The organism is Arthrobacter sp. P1_H7 (genome assembly GCF_056405215.1).
Window position 1 is genome coordinate 1 of sequence record NZ_JBFUCO010000003.1, and the last position, 15859, is coordinate 15859.

The 15859-nt window shown below is 69.5% G+C and carries 15 protein-coding genes and 1 pseudogene; 11 read left to right on the forward strand and 5 right to left on the reverse strand.

The genetic code is table 11. From position 1 onward, the window contains the following. The 4 genes and pseudogenes from AC1DXI_RS02970 to AC1DXI_RS02985 all read right to left on the reverse strand — a co-directional run. Window positions 1-248, reverse strand: a pseudogene (locus AC1DXI_RS02970) (hypothetical protein); the annotation flags it as partial. A 146-nt stretch (window positions 249-394) separates the two neighbouring features. Then, on the reverse strand, window positions 395-697 hold the full coding sequence (locus AC1DXI_RS02975; protein WP_018773839.1) for a hypothetical protein: 303 nt from the start codon (window positions 695-697) through the stop codon (window positions 395-397). Between the two features lie 87 nt (window positions 698-784). Next, window positions 785-1009, reverse strand: coding sequence for a DUF3107 domain-containing protein (locus AC1DXI_RS02980; RefSeq protein ID WP_476937376.1), 225 nt, complete (start codon window positions 1007-1009; stop codon window positions 785-787). A gap of 60 nt (window positions 1010-1069) precedes the next feature. Then, window positions 1070-1789 carry a TetR/AcrR family transcriptional regulator gene (locus tag AC1DXI_RS02985; protein ID WP_476937377.1) on the reverse strand — a complete coding sequence of 240 codons (720 nt, stop codon included), beginning with the start codon at window positions 1787-1789 and terminating at the stop codon, window positions 1070-1072. A gap of 83 nt (window positions 1790-1872) precedes the next feature. On the opposite strand from AC1DXI_RS02985, the gene moeB reads away from it, so the two are divergent. Continuing rightward, window positions 1873-3096 (forward strand): molybdopterin-synthase adenylyltransferase MoeB, encoded by a 1224-nt coding sequence (gene moeB / locus AC1DXI_RS02990; RefSeq protein WP_476937378.1) that lies wholly within the window; start codon window positions 1873-1875, stop codon window positions 3094-3096. Window positions 3097-3197: 101 nt separating this feature from the next. Beyond that, window positions 3198-4241, forward strand: a complete 1044-nt coding sequence (locus AC1DXI_RS02995; protein ID WP_476937379.1) for an SDR family NAD(P)-dependent oxidoreductase — start codon at window positions 3198-3200, stop codon at window positions 4239-4241. A gap of 49 nt (window positions 4242-4290) precedes the next feature. Here AC1DXI_RS02995 and AC1DXI_RS03000 read toward each other — a convergent pair whose 3' ends face one another. Beyond that, the gene (locus tag AC1DXI_RS03000) at window positions 4291-5685 is read right to left on the reverse strand and encodes a glutamyl-tRNA reductase (RefSeq protein ID WP_476937380.1); all 1395 of its coding nucleotides are present in this window, start codon (window positions 5683-5685) and stop codon (window positions 4291-4293) included. Between the two features lie 170 nt (window positions 5686-5855). Between AC1DXI_RS03000 and hemE the strand changes: the two genes are divergently transcribed. The 9 genes from hemE to AC1DXI_RS03045 all read left to right on the forward strand — a co-directional run bounded on the left by hemE (window position 5856) and on the right by AC1DXI_RS03045 (window position 15854). Next, on the forward strand, window positions 5856-7028 hold the full coding sequence (gene hemE / locus AC1DXI_RS03005; protein WP_476937381.1) for a uroporphyrinogen decarboxylase: 1173 nt from the start codon (window positions 5856-5858) through the stop codon (window positions 7026-7028). A gap of 4 nt (window positions 7029-7032) precedes the next feature. Continuing rightward, on the forward strand, window positions 7033-8547 hold the full coding sequence (gene hemG, locus AC1DXI_RS03010) for a protoporphyrinogen oxidase (protein WP_476937382.1): 1515 nt from the start codon (window positions 7033-7035) through the stop codon (window positions 8545-8547). 246 nt (window positions 8548-8793) lie between these two features. Continuing rightward, the gene (locus AC1DXI_RS03015; RefSeq protein ID WP_476937383.1) at window positions 8794-9645 is read left to right on the forward strand and encodes a hypothetical protein; all 852 of its coding nucleotides are present in this window, start codon (window positions 8794-8796) and stop codon (window positions 9643-9645) included. A 110-nt stretch (window positions 9646-9755) separates the two neighbouring features. Continuing rightward, entirely contained in the window at window positions 9756-10502 is a 747-nt protein-coding gene (gene hemQ / locus AC1DXI_RS03020) for a hydrogen peroxide-dependent heme synthase (protein WP_028277195.1), read from the forward strand. Continuing rightward, on the forward strand, window positions 10499-11794 hold the full coding sequence (locus AC1DXI_RS03025) for a ferrochelatase (protein ID WP_476937384.1): 1296 nt from the start codon (window positions 10499-10501) through the stop codon (window positions 11792-11794). The genes hemQ and AC1DXI_RS03025 overlap by 4 nt, the downstream gene beginning before the upstream one ends. After that, the gene (hemC, locus tag AC1DXI_RS03030; RefSeq protein ID WP_476937385.1) at window positions 11791-12789 is read left to right on the forward strand and encodes a hydroxymethylbilane synthase; all 999 of its coding nucleotides are present in this window, start codon (window positions 11791-11793) and stop codon (window positions 12787-12789) included. The genes AC1DXI_RS03025 and hemC overlap by 4 nt, the downstream gene beginning before the upstream one ends. A gap of 19 nt (window positions 12790-12808) precedes the next feature. Next, window positions 12809-13777: a uroporphyrinogen-III synthase gene (locus AC1DXI_RS03035; protein WP_476937386.1), complete on the forward strand. Its 969-nt coding sequence runs from the start codon at window positions 12809-12811 to the stop codon at window positions 13775-13777. Further along, window positions 13774-14757, forward strand: a complete 984-nt coding sequence (hemB, locus tag AC1DXI_RS03040) for a porphobilinogen synthase (protein WP_476937387.1) — start codon at window positions 13774-13776, stop codon at window positions 14755-14757. Before AC1DXI_RS03035 ends, hemB begins: the two co-directional genes overlap by 4 nt. After that, complete coding sequence (locus AC1DXI_RS03045; RefSeq protein WP_476937388.1) at window positions 14754-15854, forward strand: LLM class flavin-dependent oxidoreductase; 1101 nt, start codon at window positions 14754-14756, stop codon at window positions 15852-15854. Before hemB ends, AC1DXI_RS03045 begins: the two co-directional genes overlap by 4 nt. Window positions 15855-15859 lie beyond the last annotated feature (5 nt).

Genomic DNA, 15859 nt, shown 5'->3' on the forward strand with positions numbered 1-15859 from the left:
GCGGCGGCCGCGACGAGCTGCAGATACTCCACCGTGCGGGAGAGTTCCTCCACGCTGCCGGCGAAGTCCGCCGCGGCCCGGAAGCCCCACGAGCCCGCATCCTCCACCGCCGTCGAACTCACCGCCCGCAGCGCGGCCACGGCGGCGTCGATACCGGATGGCCGGACCGGGGCTGCACCCCGGTCCGTGCCCTGCGCCTCGTCCTCGCAAGCGGCGAAATCCCTGATGAAATCCCTGACGGCTTCCATGGCTCGAGTCTATTTCTGGGGTACGACAAAGATGATGGACACGGTTCCGTGCGGCGTGATCGGACCCCAAACGAACTGTGACCACGCACCCTGTTGGGTGCGTGGTCACGGATGCGCGCGGAAACCGGCTGCGCGGGTCTAACGAGCTAGAGCTTCAGGATGCTGGTGAGCCGCTCGGTGTCCTGCCGGGTCCGGGCCTTGCCGAGGTACACCACGGCCGCGATCGAGGCTGCGGTGCCCAGGACCATCGGCAGGATCCACGGGATCCAGGTCAGGCCCGGCTGGTAGCCGAGCCCGGCCGCAATGAAGATGATCCAGCTGAGCATGCCGACGGACGCAGCGACTCCCGCCGGGACGGCGACGCCGTACTTCTGGTGCCGCTTGTCGTTGGCCCACACCACGAAACCCGCAGCAACGGTCACCAAGGCGACCACAATCAGGGAAAGCATTCAGGACACCTCACGCTGGTGAAGAAACGATGACGAAGAAACGATGATGAAAAAGCCAGTAGAGAAGCGGCAGTGAGAAGAACGGGGCTAGAGGGCGCCGAAGCCGACGCGGCGGGCCTCTTCTGCCCCGATTTCCACGTAGCCCAGGGCATTGGCGGGGATGATCACGAGGCGGCCCTTGTCGTCCTTCAACCGCAGTTCGCTGCCCTTGGTGATCGCGTCGCCGACTACCTTGGCGACGGCGTCGGCGTCCTGGGCCGATTCGAGGACAATTTCGCGGCCAATGTTCTGAATACCAATCTTTACTTCCACAGCAAGGCCTCCCAGCCAATCAACGTCCAAAAATGTCTAAGGTCAATCTCTAGTTGTACTCTAGGTCTCTTTGGGGAAGCGGGAGATTCCGCGCCAAGCTAAACGGTAGATGAGGTCGCTGGCTACATCGAGATCCAGGTTCCCGTCCGTTTCCAGCCAATACCGGGCGCTCACATGGGCCATTCCGGCGAGCCCGCGGCCCAGCAGCTGGGCCTCCAGCTCAGGAAGCTTGGTGTCCTCGGCGATGACATGCGCGACGGCGTCGGCGAAGGTCTTGTTGAACGTTTCCAGCCGCGCACTGACGTCAGGATCGTTAATCAGGTCCGACTCGAAGACGAGCCGGTGCGCCTGGTCGTCGTGGGCGATGAAGCGGAAGTAGGCGCGCATGACGGCCTGGACGCGCTCGTCATTGTCGGTGGTGGAGTTCAGGGCGCCAAGCAGCAGGTCGGTCAGCTTGCTGAGGTGGCTGTCCAGCAGAGCCAGGTAGAGGTCCCGCTTGGAAGGGAAGTGCTGGTACAACACCGGCTTGCTGACGTGGGCAGTCTCGGCGATCTCGTCCATGGCGGCACCGTGGTAGCCGTTCGCCACGAAAACTTCCTGCGCGGCCGCCAGCAGCTGCGCCCGGCGTTCGTCGCGGGGGAGGCGGGCCGAGCGCTGTCCGCTCCGAGCCTGCCCTGCCGGCGGCTTACCGGACTCGTCCCGCTCCAACGGTGCCTGATGAACCACTGTCGGCCTTCTTTCCCTTTTCACCCCATTGCGCGCAATGGCACTCATCTGCATTTCGTACTGAACTACCTTGCACTCAATTACACCTTACGCGCGGGTAATATGACCTGGTGGTATCTTCGGGCATAGATTGAAGTATGGCTTCCAAGTTCACCGCCGCCGGTGCCCCCGCAACCCCCAAGACGCAGCTGGATCCGCGGCCCGGACCGCTGGTTGACCCGGCTGCGGACCTCAGCCCGGAGGAGGTGGAACGCTACTCGCGCCACCTGATCATTCCGGAGATCGGTGCGATCGGCCAGCGACGCCTCAAGAACGCGAAAGTCCTGGTGATCGGTGCCGGTGGCCTCGGCTCCCCGGCCTTGCTCTATCTCGCCGCCGCCGGGATCGGCACCCTCGGCATCGTCGATGACGACGACGTCGACCTCAGCAACCTCCAACGCCAGATCATCCATGGTGTCGCGGATGTGGGCCGGCCAAAAATCGAGTCCGCCCGCGATGCCATAGCGGCGTTGAACCCGCTCGTGGACGTCCGGCGCCACAACGTCCGCCTCGACGCGTCCAACGCACTGGAACTCTTTGCCGGCTACGACCTGATCCTGGACGGCGCCGACAACTTCGCCACCCGGTACCTCGTCAACGACGCCGCCGCCATCCTCGGCAAGCCCTACATCTGGGGATCGATTTTCCGTTTCGACGGCCAGGTCAGCGTCTTTTGGGAACAGTTCGGGCCCACCTACCGGGACCTCTACCCGGAGGCGCCGCCGCCCGGATCCGTGCCGTCCTGCGGCGAAGGCGGCGTATTCGGCATGCTGTGCGCCGCCGTCGGAGCGCTGATGGTGACCGAGGCCGTCAAACTGATCACCGGCGTCGGCCGCTCCCTGCTGGGCCGGCTGGCGCTCTATGACGCGCTGGGCGGCACCTGGCGCGAGATCAAGGTGACCCGGGACCCGGCGGCGGCGCGGATCACCGAACTCACCGATTACGAGGCCTTCTGCGGGATCACCCCAACGGCGGATGCCGGTACCGAGCACACCGTGACGGCGACCCAGCTCGCCACCATGCTGGCCTCCCGCAAGGCCGGCCTCAAGGACTTCCGCCTCGTGGACGTGCGCGAGCAGGGAGAATACGAAATCGTCCGCATTGAGGGGTCGGAGCTGATCCCGCAAGGCCGCATCCTTGCCGGCGAGGCGTGGCAGGAACTGCCCCAGGAAGCCGAAATTGTCTTCCACTGCAAGGCCGGAACACGATCCGCCGCCGTCCTGTCCGCAGCCCGCGCCGCCGGGTACGAGCGCGTCAGCCACCTCGAGGGCGGCATTCTCGCCTGGGTAAGGGACGTGGAACCCGGGAAACCGGTGTACTGAGCCGTGGCTGGCCATTGGCGGCCAGGTCGCGGCACCCGAATGAACGCTCCGTTGAGCGGCGCCCTTAACCGAAAGGCTTGGTCGTGAGCGAGGAAAATGTCATGAGCGAGGAAAATACAGTGACGCCCCAGCGGAAGATCGGCTCCGGGTTCGGCCGGGATTCGACGGCGGCCGACGTCATTGCCGGCATCGACCTGACCGGGAAGACCGCCATTGTCACGGGCGGGTACTCGGGGCTGGGCCTGGAGACCGTGCGGGCGCTGGCCTCCGCCGGCGCCGCCGTCGTGGTGCCGGCCCGGCGGCCGGAGCATGCCCGCGACGTCCTCGCCGCGGCCGGTCTGACGCCGGCAACCACTGGCGGCGTCAGCGTCGCCGAGCTGGACCTCGCGGACCTGGCCAGTGTGAAGGAGTTCGCCGCCGGCTTCCTGGCCGGCCTGGCGCCCGGCTCGGCGCCCGGCTCGGCGTCTGGCGCAGGCCGCAGCCTGGAGATCCTCATCAACAACGCAGCCATCATGGCGAGTCCGGAGCGCAGGGTGGGACCCGGCTGGGAATCACAGTTCGCCACGAACCACCTGGGCCATTTTGCCTTGACCAACCTGCTGTGGCCGGCGCTTGCCGCGGCGCAGGGGGCCCGCGTGGTCGCGCTGTCCTCGACCGGCCACAAGCTCTCGGCCATTCGCTTCGATGACATCAATTTCGACGCCGGCTACGACAAGTGGCGTGCCTACGGCCAGGCCAAGACGGCGAACGCGCTCTTCGCCGTCCAGCTCGACGCCCTGGGCCGGAACTTTGGCGTGCGCGCCTTCGCAGTACATCCCGGCGGGATCATGACGGAGCTGCAGCGGCACCTGCCGCGGGAGGAGATGATCGCCGCGGGATGGATGGACGAACACGGCAAGCTCGACCCGCGCTTCAAGACACCCGCGCAGGGCGCGGCCACCTCGGTCTGGGCCGCGACGGCGCCGGCGCTCGAAGGAATGGGCGGCGTCTACTGCGAGGACTGTGACATCGCCGAAGCCACGGTGCCCGGATCGCCCGAGGCCAGGGTCAGGGGAGTGGATGCCCACGCGGTGGACCGGGAGGCTGCCACACGGCTGTGGCAGGTGTCGGCCGAAATGACCGGAATCAACGCTTTCCCCGGATAATCCCCGGATTATCCAGGGATAAGCCGCGGTGCGGGAACGCGCGGAGTAGCTACGCGGTTTCGCGGATGTCGCCGGCAGCGGGGCCGAGGTCCCCGGGGTTATGGACACCGGGGTTATGGACAACAGCGTTGTGGTCCACGGGGCACGCGGCCGCGGACCCGGCGGCACCTGGAACCGTTGCGCCGGCGGTGGGCTCCACCGCGATGCCGTACAGCGCCTCAAGACCGGCAATGTAGGCGTCCTGCTGTCCGTTGGAGGCCAGTTCGCGGGCCCGGACGGTGGGGACGTGCAGCAGCTGTTTCACCATGCGGCGCAGGGCAAATTCGACTTCTTCGGCGGCGGCCGTGCAGCCGTGCCGGGCCCGGACCTTTTCCATTTCCGCGTCCAGGACGTTCATCGTGTGGCGGCGCAAGGCGACGATCGCCGAGTCGACGCTCCTGGCCTCGCGCTCCTGCTCAAAGGCGCTGGCCGCCCCGGCCACGATGCTGCTGGCCTGTTCGAGCGACTCGGCCTGTTCCTGCGGTGCGGCCAGCCGGACCGATTCCAGCGTAAGCAGTTCGACGCCGTCGAGGTCGCCGACAGCGGGGTCGAAGTCATGGGTCAGGGCGAGGTCGATCGCGATCAGCGGCTGGGGCGAGTTCGCCCGGATCCGGGCGATTTCGTCCGCCTCGACCCGGCTGTCGGAGCCGCTGCAGCCGATCATGACGTCGGCCGCGGCAACTGCGCCCGGAAGCGTGTCCTCGTCCAGTGCCGTGCCGCCCCGGGTGGCGACGAAGCCGGCGGCGCGGCCGGAGGAGGAATAGACAGAGACGTCGGTGCAGCCGCGTTCGCGCAGCAGGGACATGGTGGCACCGGCGTAAGCGCCCGTCCCGAAGACGACGGCTTTCTTGGCGGACCAGTCCGGGTTTTCCGACAGGTCAGTGGCGAGGTCCAGGGCCACGGAGACGATGGAGAGCCCGCGCGAACCCAACGCCGTCTGGGCGCCGACGTCCTTGGCAGTTTTGGACGCGGCCTGGAACAGCCGGACCAGGCCGGAGCTGGCGGTGCCCTCGTGCTGGGCCGTGATCAAGGCGCGGCGGACCTGCCCGGCAATTTCCCGTTCGCCCACCACTGCGGAGTCCAGCCCGGAGCTGACGGAGAAGAGGTGCTGGCTGACCTCGGCGCCAGTGCGGGTGCTGAAAGCGCGGGAGACGAGCTGATCGTTGAGTCCGCTGGCGCCGCTGATGTGGGCGATGAGGGCCGCCCGGGCCGCGGCGACGGCGTCCGGATGGGGGGCTTCACCATAGATTTCAAGACGGTTGCAGGTGGCAAGGACAACGGCACCCGCCACGGCCGGCGATCCGGCGAGGGCGGATGTGGCGATCCCTGAAGCGCCGGTGCTCAACTGAGCAACGGTTTCGAGGTCGATGTCGGCGTGTGTAGCCACCAATGAAAAAAGAACCACAGCATCACCATCATAGCTTTTTCGTGCCCTCGTAGAACAACTGTCCGGGCGTGGGCTCAGGCACCCTGGCCTGTGATTCCCGCCACGGCGCGGCACTCATGGCCAGTGTCAGGGCCGGCGTGACAGGCTGTCGTTATCTTTTGGGCACAAATTTGGGCACAATCGAAGTCATGACTCCAAGCGCTGCGGCCCGTGCCGGCACGACCACATTCAGTACGTCCGACAACGGCGCAGCCGGCAATGCCGCCAATGATGGCCCCACCGCGGGCGCCGCCGCCCGCGGCCTCGATGCCGGGCACCCGCTGATGGACGGCCGCACCGCGGATTCGCCGCTGATCACCGCCTACCGCGGCGGCAAGCCCTCCCGCCGTCCGGTCTGGTTCATGCGCCAGGCCGGCCGATCACTCCCCGAGTACCTCAAGGTACGTGAGGGCGTCGCGATGCTGGACTCCTGCCTGCGCCCCGAGCTGGCTTCCGAGATCACCCTGCAGCCGGTCCGCCGCCACGACGTCGATGCCGCCATCTTTTTCTCGGACATCGTCATCCCGCTCAAGCTGGCCGGCGTCGGCGTGGACATCGTGCCCGGCGTCGGACCCGTCCTGGACAAGCCGGTCCGCACGGCAGCGGACGTTGCCGCCCTGCCGCAGCTGACCTGGGAGGCCCTGGAGCCCATCCGCGAGGCCGTCCGGCTGACGGTGGCCGAGCTCGGCAGCACCCCGCTGATCGGCTTCGCCGGTGCGCCGTTTACCCTTGCCGCGTACATGGTGGAAGGCAAGCCTTCCCGCGACCACCTCGGCCCGCGCACCATGATGCACGCCGACCCCGAGACCTGGACTGCCCTGGCCAACTGGGCCGCCGATGCCTCGGGGATGTTCCTCCGCGCGCAGCTGGAGGCCGGCGCCTCCGCCGGCCAGCTCTTCGACTCCTGGGCCGGTTCGCTGGGACTGGCCGACTACCAGCGCTTCGTTGCGCCGGCGTCGTCCCGTGCCCTGGACCATGTCCGGCACCTCGGCGCACCGCTGATCCACTTCGGCACCGGCACGTCGGAACTGCTCGTCGCGATGCGCGACGTCGGCGTCGACGTCGTGGGGGTCGACTACCGGCTGCCGCTGGACGAGGCCAACCGCCGCCTCGGCGGCACCGTTCCGCTGCAGGGCAACATCGACCCGGCACTGCTTTCGGCGCCGTGGGAAGTCCTCGAAGCCCACGTCCGCGAGGTGATCGCGGCCGGCTCCGCTGCGCCAGGGCACGTCGTGAACCTCGGCCACGGGGTGCCGCCGGAGACGGATCCTGAGGTGCTCACGCGCGTGGTCGAACTCATCCACTCCATCGCTCCGGAGTAGCGGCGTGGACGCAGGCGCCGCCGGGACTCCCGGGGAAGGCACCGCCGTCGTGATCGGGGGCGGGATCTCCGGGCTGCTTGCGGCACGGGAATTCGCCCGGGCCGGGGTCCGCACCACCGTCCTGGAGGCCGGCAAGGACTGGGGCGGTTGCGTCGGCAGCCATGCCGTGGCCGGACTGACCCTGGACAGCGGCGCGGAGTCTTTCGCCACCCGCACCGCCGCCGTAGCCGATCTCGCCGCGGAGCTTGGGCTGGCCGGCGAGATCGTCGCGCCGAACCCCGGCGGGGCCTGGGTCCAGTTGCCTGACGGTCCCCGGGAACTGCCCAAGACCGGTGTGCTGGGCATCCCGGCGAGCCCGTGGGACCCGGAAGTCCGCCGGTCGCTGGGCTTGCTGGGTTCCCTCCGCGCCTCCGTCGACGCCGTGCTGCCGGCCTCGCTGGGCACCGCTGCCGGGGCCACGAGCGTGTCAGCCCTGGTCCGCCGGCGGATGGGCAGGCGGGTCCTGGACCGGCTCGTGGCACCCGTGGTCGGCGGCGTCCACTCGGCCGATCCCTCAGCGCTCGACGTCGACATGGTGGCCCCCGGTCTGCGGGCCGGCATCCGTCAGCACGGTTCCCTCGCCGCCGCCGTCGCGGCCCAGCGCAGGGGAGCGGCGACCGCCATGGCCGGACCGTCAGGGGCGGCGAAGCCCCAGGCCGCCGGGCTCCAGAAGGCCGGCTCCGCCGTCGCCGGGCTGCGCGGCGGCATGCACACGCTCGTCGCCGCCCTGCTGGCCGATCTGCGTCAGCGCGGCGTCACCCTGCTGCCCCGTACCCCGGCCCGGTCAGTGCGGCGCACAGCCGACGGCTGGCGCGTGGCCACAGACCAGACCACATTCGACGCCGGGCTCCTCGTGGTTGCGGTCGAAGGTCCCGCCGCCGTCGGGCTGCTTGAGGAGTCCCTGCCGGAACTTGCCGGCCACCGCCCCGATGCCGGACCCGACGTCAGCCTTGTCACGCTCGTGGTGGACCTGCCGGCCCTTGACGTGGCGCCACGCGGCACCGGCGTGCTTGTTGCGCCGCAGAGCCCGGGCGTGCAGGCCAAGGCGCTGACGCACGCCACCGCCAAATGGGCCTGGCTGGCGGAGCTGGCAGGCCCGGGAAGGCATGTGCTCCGGCTCTCCTACGGACGGAGCGCAGCTCCCAGGGCTGTTACTCCCCGGGCAATGCCCGAGTCCCGCGGCGGCGGACTGGCCACAGCGCCGCGCTCCGACGATGAACTTTTCCGCGCAGCGCTGGCTGATGCCTCGGCTCTGCTGGCCGTGCCCGTCGGCGCCGGGGACGTGGCCGATTGGGACGTGGTCCGCTGGGCTGGTGCGCTGCCGTTTGCGTCGCTGGGCCACAGGCAGCGCGTCGCGGCCGTCCGGAGCATCTGTGCCGCGGACGGCACGCTTGCCGTGGTGGGCGGCTGGCTGTCCGGCAATGGCCTGGCCGCGATCGTCGCCGACACCCCGCAGCAGGTCCGCAGGCTGTTGCCCTGAAGGCTGTTGCCCTGAAGGCTGTTGCCCTGAACGCGGCTTGCGCTGACCGCCGCTGAGTTCAGTTGGTTGCACTGAATTTGGCTGCCCACAACGCGGCTCCCCGAGTCCCAAACGCCCCTTCAGTCACAGGAATCCCAGCGGCTCCAAAGGCACCCTGAACCCCTCCGGTCCCGGTGGTTTCGTGCCGGAAATTCGCGGTTTTTGCAAGTTTTTCCTGCCGATCGATTCCGGCTAGGCTCGATGACCATGTTTACTTTCAGGTCCAAGGTGTCAACAACGAAGACCGGGAGCCATCGGGGCCTTCGAAGCGGTGCGGCGGCGGTCGCGCTCGGGGCCGCACTGGCTGCCACCGTCGGGGCTCCTGCCTCACAGGCGGCCACCGGGTTGTCCGCGGCGGCGTCCACCGCACCGTCCGCGCAGGGTTCACTGACCCTTGGCCTCGACGACGTGCTGGACAGCCTGCTCGGCTCCTCAAAGACTCCGAGCCCCTCGCCGTCCGCCGACCCGGGCGAGGCCACCCCGTCGCCGGGCAGCAGCCCGGAACCCAGCGACCCCGAGCCCAGCGACCCGGAACCCAGCGACCCGGAACCCAGCGACCCCGAGCCCAGCAATCCCGAACCCACGGCCCCGCACACCAGCACCCCGCCGCCGTCGGGCACGCCGTCCGCGAAAGTTGCACCGCCCACCGGACCGCAGGACCCCGGCGCGCCGCCCGCGGCCCCGGCTCCGGGAGTTCCCGCCGGGACCGCTCCCACCGAACAGGCCCCCGGCCAGCCGGCACCGGGCAGCGCGGGCGCCGACCCGGCGGCTGAACCCCAGTCCGGCACCGCGGTGCCGGCCGCGGGCAGCGGTACCGGCACGCAGCCGACGGCCTCGACGCCGGCCAGGCCGCATCCGTCCCCAACCGGTTCAAACACAACCGGCTGGACCCAGACCCAGACCCAGGCCCCGGCCAGGGGCCACTCCGGCAACACCTCCCTCGAGGCAACCTCGACGTTGGAACCGGCCGGGCCGTCCCCGCTGGTCGGCTGGGGCATCTCTCTGGTAGCGCTCTCGCTCGGCGCCGGCGTCGCGGTCCTTCGAATGCGCCGGAGCTGACAGGACCCTTCCCCGCGGACCCGCCTCCCGCATGTGAAATAAAGCACTTCTACGCGTTGTAGAAGTGCTTTTTTTCGACTTAGCTGGGGAGAGGAGGCAGACTGGTATGCATGAGCCACACTTCTGCCGAATCTGTCACTAAAACCGGAATGTCAGCCCCCGGAGAATCAGTCGCCGGGGCATCGGCGCCGGAGGATTCAACTGAGCAGTTCTTCACCCTTTGGACCGTTTTCAAGCGGTCAGCGGACATCCTGCGCGGCGCCGATGCCGCTGAGGACTTCGAGGCCTTGATGAAAAGCCTCGCCGACGCCGGGGTTGTCCACCGCGGCAGCTACGACGTCTCGGCGATGCGGGCCGACGCGGACATCATGGTCTGGCTGCACGGTCCCCGGCCGGAAGCGCTGCAGCGGGCAGTGCGGGACATCCGGCGCAGCAAGTTGTTCGCCGGCACCGAGATCGTCTGGTCCGCCATGGGCGTGCACCGCGAGGCCGAGTTCGCCAAGAACCACACCCCGGCGTTCTCCCGCGGTGTGGAACCGGCAGAGTGGCTCTGCGTCTACCCCTTCGTCCGCTCCTATGAGTGGTACCTCCTCCCGGACGCCGAGCGCGGTGCCATGCTCCGCGACCACGGCATGCTGGGCCGCGACTTCCCCCAGGTCATCTCCAACACCGTCTCCTCCTTCGCCCTGGGCGACTGGGAATGGATCCTCGGACTGGAAGCCCCCGAGCTCGTGGACCTCGTGGACCTGATGCGCCACCTCCGGGCCACCGAAGCCCGGCACCACGTCCGCGAGGAAATCCCGTTCTACACCGGCCGCCGCGTCACCGCCGCCGAGATTGCCGAGGTCCTGGCATGAGCCCGCTGGATCCCCAGGAATCCGCCGCCTCAGTAACGGCCGTGAACGCCGTCACCGAGGCCGGCCGGATGGCCCCCAAGGAGTACGACGCCGTGCTCCTCGCCTCGTTCGGCGGCCCCGAAGGCCAGGAGGACGTCCTCCCGTTCCTCCGCAACGTCACCCGCGGCCGCGGTATCCCCGACGAACGGCTCGAAGAGGTCTCGCACCACTACCGCGCCAACGGCGGCATCAGCCCCATCAACGGACAGAACCGTCAGCTCAAGGCCGGCCTGGAGGCCGAACTTGCCGCCCGCGGCATCGCGCTGCCGGTGTTCTGGGGCAACCGCAACTGGGACCCGTACATCCCGCAGACCCTGCAGGAGATCTACGACGCCGGCCACCGCAAGGTCCTCATGCTCACCACGAGCGCCTACTCCTGCTACTCCAGCTGCCGCCAGTACCGCGAGGACATCGGCATGGCGCTGACCGAAACCGGACTCGACGGCAAGCTTGAGGTCGACAAGGTGCGCCAGTACTTCGACCACCCCGGCTTCGTGGAGCCTTTCATCGAGGGGACCGCCGCCGGACTCGCCGACGTCCGCGCCCAGCTGGCCGCGGCCGGCACCCCGGACGCCCCCGTGCACATCCTGTTCGCGACGCACTCCATCCCGACCCGCGACGCCGAGGCCGCCGGCCGGTCCGAGGGCGAGCCGCGCACTTTTGAGGAAGACTCCGCGTACGCCGCGCAGCACCTGGCCTCCGGCACTGAGATCATCCGCCGGGTGGAAGATGAGACGGGCCTGACCGCACCCTGGTCCCTCGTCTACCAGTCCCGCTCCGGCGCCCCGCATGTGCCGTGGCTCGAACCGGACATCAACGACGCCATCGAGGAGCTCGCGGGCCAGGGCGTCAAGGGCATCGTGATTGTGCCGCTGGGCTTTGTCAGCGACCACATGGAAGTGGTCTGGGACCTGGACACGGAGGCGCTTGAGACCTGCGCCCGGCTGGAGCTGGCCGCAACCCGCGTCCCCACGCCCGGAACGCACCGCAAGTTTGTCGCCGGGCTCGTGGACCTCATCTGCGAGCGGACCGTCGCGAACAACATCGCCGACCGGCCGCACCTGACCAAGCTCGGCCCCTGGTACGACGTCTGCCGTCCCGGCTGCTGCGCGAACTTCCGCGGCGAAAAGCCCACCATCGCCGGAGCCGACACGACCGTAGGGACCGGACACGATCCCTACCCGGCCGCAGCGGTGGCTTCGCGCACGGCGGCGGGCACGGCTGATACGGCGGCAGGCCGGGGGACCGCATGAGCGTCCGGATCGGCACCCGCGCCAGCAAGCTCGCCCTGACCCAGACCCAACAGACCGCGGACCAGCTGGCCGCCGTCGGCGGGTTCCCCGTCGAGCTCGTCCACGTCCGGACCGACGGCGATGTCCTCAAAGGCTCGCTGTCCCAGATGGGCGGCACCGGCGTCTTCGTCGCGGCGCTCCGCGACGCCCTGCTGCAGGACTCCTGCGATATCGCCGTGCATTCGATGAAGGACCTCCCGACCGGTCCGGCCCTCGGCCTGAGCCTGGCGGCCACACCCAAACGCGTCGACGTCCGGGACGTGCTGTGCGCCCGCGACGGGCTCAAACTTGCCGACCTGCCGAGCGGCGCGAGCGTCGGCACCGGCTCGCCGCGCCGCGCGGCGCAGCTCCGCGCCGTGCGTCCGGACCTGGACATCCGTGACATCCGCGGCAACGTGGACACCCGGCTGGGGCGCGTCCCCGGCCTGTCGGGCAACACGAACGACGCTGTCGTTGACGGCAAGTCGAACGACCTCGACGCCGTCGTCCTCGCCGCCGCCGGACTGCACCGGATCGGCCGGCTCGACGCTGTCAGCGAGTACCTCGAAACGGACATCATGCTGCCAGCCGCCGGGCAGGGTGCCCTGGCGATCGAATGCCGCACCGCCGACGCGCCTCGCAGGGCCGGGTCCACGGAAGGCTCCCAGGGCGTCCTGGCGCAGGCCCTCGCGGCCCTCGATGATCCGGACACCCGGCTCGCGGTCACGGCCGAACGCGCTTTGCTGGCCCGCCTGGAGGCCGGATGCGCCGCCCCCGTGGGCGCCTACGCCTACCGCAAGGGGAGCATGCTCCACCTCGAAGCGGTGGTCTGCGCGGTCGACGGCACGGCAACCGTCCGCGACAAGAAGGCCACCGACGGTCTCACCGAGGTCGGGGCAACGCTGCTCGGGATCGAGCTGGCGGAAGTCTTGCTGGCCCGCGGCGCCGCCGACATCGCGGACCTGGCAGCTTCCTGAACCGCGGATTCCACACTTCATGGGACGGCACAGCGACCGCAACAACACGGGCGGGCCAGCCGGCATGAGCGTGCCGGAGGGCGCCCGCGTGCTGGTTGCCCGCAGCCCGGACCGCGCGGGGGAGCTCGTCACGGCCCTCCGCCGTGTCGGTGCCGAGCCGTTGCTGCTGCCGCTGATCGACTTCGAGCAGGCCAGCGACCAGCACTCCCTCGACGTCGCCTTCGACGCCCTCGGTGCCGGGGCCTACACGTGGCTCGTGGTCAGCAGCGTGACCACCGTCCAGGCACTTGAAGCGAAAGCCGCGGAACGCGGTGCCTCCCTCAGCAGCTGGTTGCCCGGCAGCATCCTCGTGGCCACGATCGGCCCGGCGACCCGCCGTGTGCTGGAATCCCGGGGCATCAGCGTCGACCTCGCACCCACGGGCCAGCAATCCGGCACGGGCCTGCTCGACATCTGGCCCGCGAACCAGGGCAGCGTGCTCCTGCCCCAGGCGGACATTGCGGACCCCCGGCTGCGCAAGGGCCTCGAGGCCCGCGGTGCCGCCGTCCAGGCCGTCACCGCGTACAACACCGTCGACTATCCGGCCGATCCGCGCCGGGCCCTGCCCGCCTCCCCGCCGGCCCCACCGCAGGCGGCCTTGACGCAAGGAAGCAGTCCAGCCGGGCAGGACGCTCCGCCGCCCGCCGTGCTCACCGCGGCCGAGGCCAAAGCCGAAATCGGTGCCGGCCGGCTGCACGCCGTCGTCGCCGCCTCGCCCAGCGCCGCCCGCCGCATCCACGCGGACCTCGCCCCGCTGGGCAACTGCCGTTTCGTCGCCATCGGACGCTCGACGGCGGCCGAGGCGGCTTCCCTCGGACTCACCGTCGACGCCGTCGCCGAAGAGCCGACGGCGTCCGGGCTGGTTGCCGCCGTCGTCCGGTCCCTTGACCACCAGCAGCCACCAACGCATCCGTCAGTCGCAGAGCCCTCAGCAAAGGACACCATATGAGCTTCCCGACCCACCGCCCCCGCCGGCTCCGCACCACCCCGGCCATGCGCCGGCTGACGGCCGAACACCGGCTCTCAGCCTCGGAGCTCATCCTGCCGGCCTTCATCCGCGAAGGCCTGACCGAGCCCAACCCGATCGCCTCGATGCCCGGCGTGCAGCAGCACACCACCGATTCGCTCAGGCGTGCCGCGGCCGAGGCGGTGCAGCTGGGTGTCGGCGGCATCATGCTGTTCGGCGTCCCCGCCGTCCGGGACGCGCGCGGGACGGCGTCGCTGGACCCCGACGGCGTGCTGAACAAAGCCATCCGGGACGTCCGCGCCGAGGTCGGCGACGAACTCGTGGTCATGAGCGACGTGTGCCTCGACGAATTCACCGACCACGGCCACTGTGGCGTCCTGGACGCCAACGGCTACGTCGACAACGATGCCACCCTGGAAATCTACGGCCGGATGGCGGTTGCCCAGGCCGACGCCGGCGCCCACGTCCTGGGCCCCTCCGGCATGATGGACGGCCAGGTCGCCGTGATCCGGCAGGCCCTGGAGGACGCCGGGCACGCCAACACCGCGATCGTGGCCTATGCCGCGAAATACGCCTCCGCGTTCTACGGCCCGTTCCGCGAGGCCGTCGACTCGCAGCTGACCGGCGACCGCCGCACCTACCAGATGGACGCCGCCAACCGTCGGGAGGCCATCCTCGAGGTCGACCTGGACCTGGCCGAAGGCGCCGACATGGTCATGGTGAAGCCGGCCATGAGCTACCTGGACATCCTCGCCGACGTCGCCGCCATGAGCCCGGTCCCCGTGGCCGCCTACCAGATTTCCGGCGAGTACTCGATGATCGAGGCTGCCGCCGCGAACGGCTGGATCGACCGCCGGGCCGCCATCACCGAGTCCGTCCTGGGCATCAAACGCGCCGGCGCCAACATGGTGCTGACCTACTGGGCGAGCGAGCTCGCCGGCTGGCTGAAGGAATCCCGATGAACACGGCACCCGAAACCCCGAACGCCCCGCTCGATTCCACACCCACGGCGCCGGTGGGACCCCACCGCATCCTCCTGGGCCTGAACACCTTCGGCGACGTCGGGGTCTTCCCGGACGGCCATCCCGTCCCGCACGCCCAGGTGCTTCGCCAGCTCCTGGAACAGGCTGAACTCGCGGACCAGATCGGACTGCACGCCTTCGCGGTGGGGGAGCACCACCGCCGCGACTTCGCGGTCTCCGCCCCGGAGGTCTTCCTGGCCGCGGCGGCCGCCCGCACGAAGAACATCCGGCTCGGCTCGGCCGTGACCGTGCTCAGCTCCGATGACCCGATCCGCGTGTTCCAGCGCTTCGCCACCGTGGACGCCATCTCCGGCGGCCGGGCAGAGGTCATGCTGGGCCGGGGGTCCTTCATCGAGTCCTTCCCGCTGTTCGGCCTGGACCTCGCGGACTACGAGGTCCTTTTCGAGGAAAAGCTCGAGCTCTTCGACAAGGTCCGGGCGCAGAAACCGGTCCACTGGGAAGGACGTACCCGGCCGGCCATCAGCGGCCTGAGCGTCTATCCGCCGCTGGAACACCACCTTCTGCCGACCTGGATCGGCGTCGGCGGCACCCCCGAGTCGGTCCTGCGATGCGCCGAGTACGGCTACCCGATCATCTTCGCGATCATCGGCGGCCAGCCGCGGTCCTTCGCGCCCCTGGCCAACCTCTACCGGGAGGCCATGGCCAAGTACGGGCACACGATGCAGCAGATGGCCACGCATTCGCCCGGCCACGTTGCCGCCACGGATGAGGAAGCCCGGGAGGAGTTCTTCCCGCACTGGCTCGATCAGCGCAACAGGATCGGGGCCGAACGCGGCTGGGGCCCGGCCAGCCGGGGCGAGTTCGACGCGATGTGCACGCCCGAGGGTGCCCTCTATGTCGGGTCGCCGGAAACCGTGGCCGCGAAGATCGCCCTGCTCAAAAAGAACCTTGGCGTGGACCGCTTTGATCTCAAGTACAGCAACGGCACCCTGCCGCACCCGGCCATGATGCGCTCCATTGAACTGTTCGGCACCGAAGTGGCGCCCCGCGTGGCCGCGCTGCTTAACGCCAACTGAGCTGG

Coding starts and splice junctions, on each gene's coding strand:
- hemB (WP_476937387.1), top strand. CDS start 13,774: ATGAGCTTCCCGACCCACCGCCCCCGCCGGCTCCGCACCACCCCGGCC.
- hemC (WP_476937385.1), top strand. CDS start 11,791: ATGAGCGTCCGGATCGGCACCCGCGCCAGCAAGCTCGCCCTGACCCAG.
- AC1DXI_RS02985 (WP_476937377.1), bottom strand. CDS start 1,789: ATGCAGATGAGTGCCATTGCGCGCAATGGGGTGAAAAGGGAAAGAAGG.
- AC1DXI_RS02975 (WP_018773839.1), bottom strand. CDS start 697: ATGCTTTCCCTGATTGTGGTCGCCTTGGTGACCGTTGCTGCGGGTTTC.
- AC1DXI_RS03015 (WP_476937383.1), top strand. CDS start 8,794: ATGTTTACTTTCAGGTCCAAGGTGTCAACAACGAAGACCGGGAGCCAT.
- hemE (WP_476937381.1), top strand. CDS start 5,856: ATGACTCCAAGCGCTGCGGCCCGTGCCGGCACGACCACATTCAGTACG.
- AC1DXI_RS03045 (WP_476937388.1), top strand. CDS start 14,754: ATGAACACGGCACCCGAAACCCCGAACGCCCCGCTCGATTCCACACCC.
- AC1DXI_RS02995 (WP_476937379.1), top strand. CDS start 3,198: ATGAGCGAGGAAAATACAGTGACGCCCCAGCGGAAGATCGGCTCCGGG.
- AC1DXI_RS03035 (WP_476937386.1), top strand. CDS start 12,809: ATGGGACGGCACAGCGACCGCAACAACACGGGCGGGCCAGCCGGCATG.
- AC1DXI_RS03025 (WP_476937384.1), top strand. CDS start 10,499: ATGAGCCCGCTGGATCCCCAGGAATCCGCCGCCTCAGTAACGGCCGTG.
- hemQ (WP_028277195.1), top strand. CDS start 9,756: ATGAGCCACACTTCTGCCGAATCTGTCACTAAAACCGGAATGTCAGCC.
- moeB (WP_476937378.1), top strand. CDS start 1,873: ATGGCTTCCAAGTTCACCGCCGCCGGTGCCCCCGCAACCCCCAAGACG.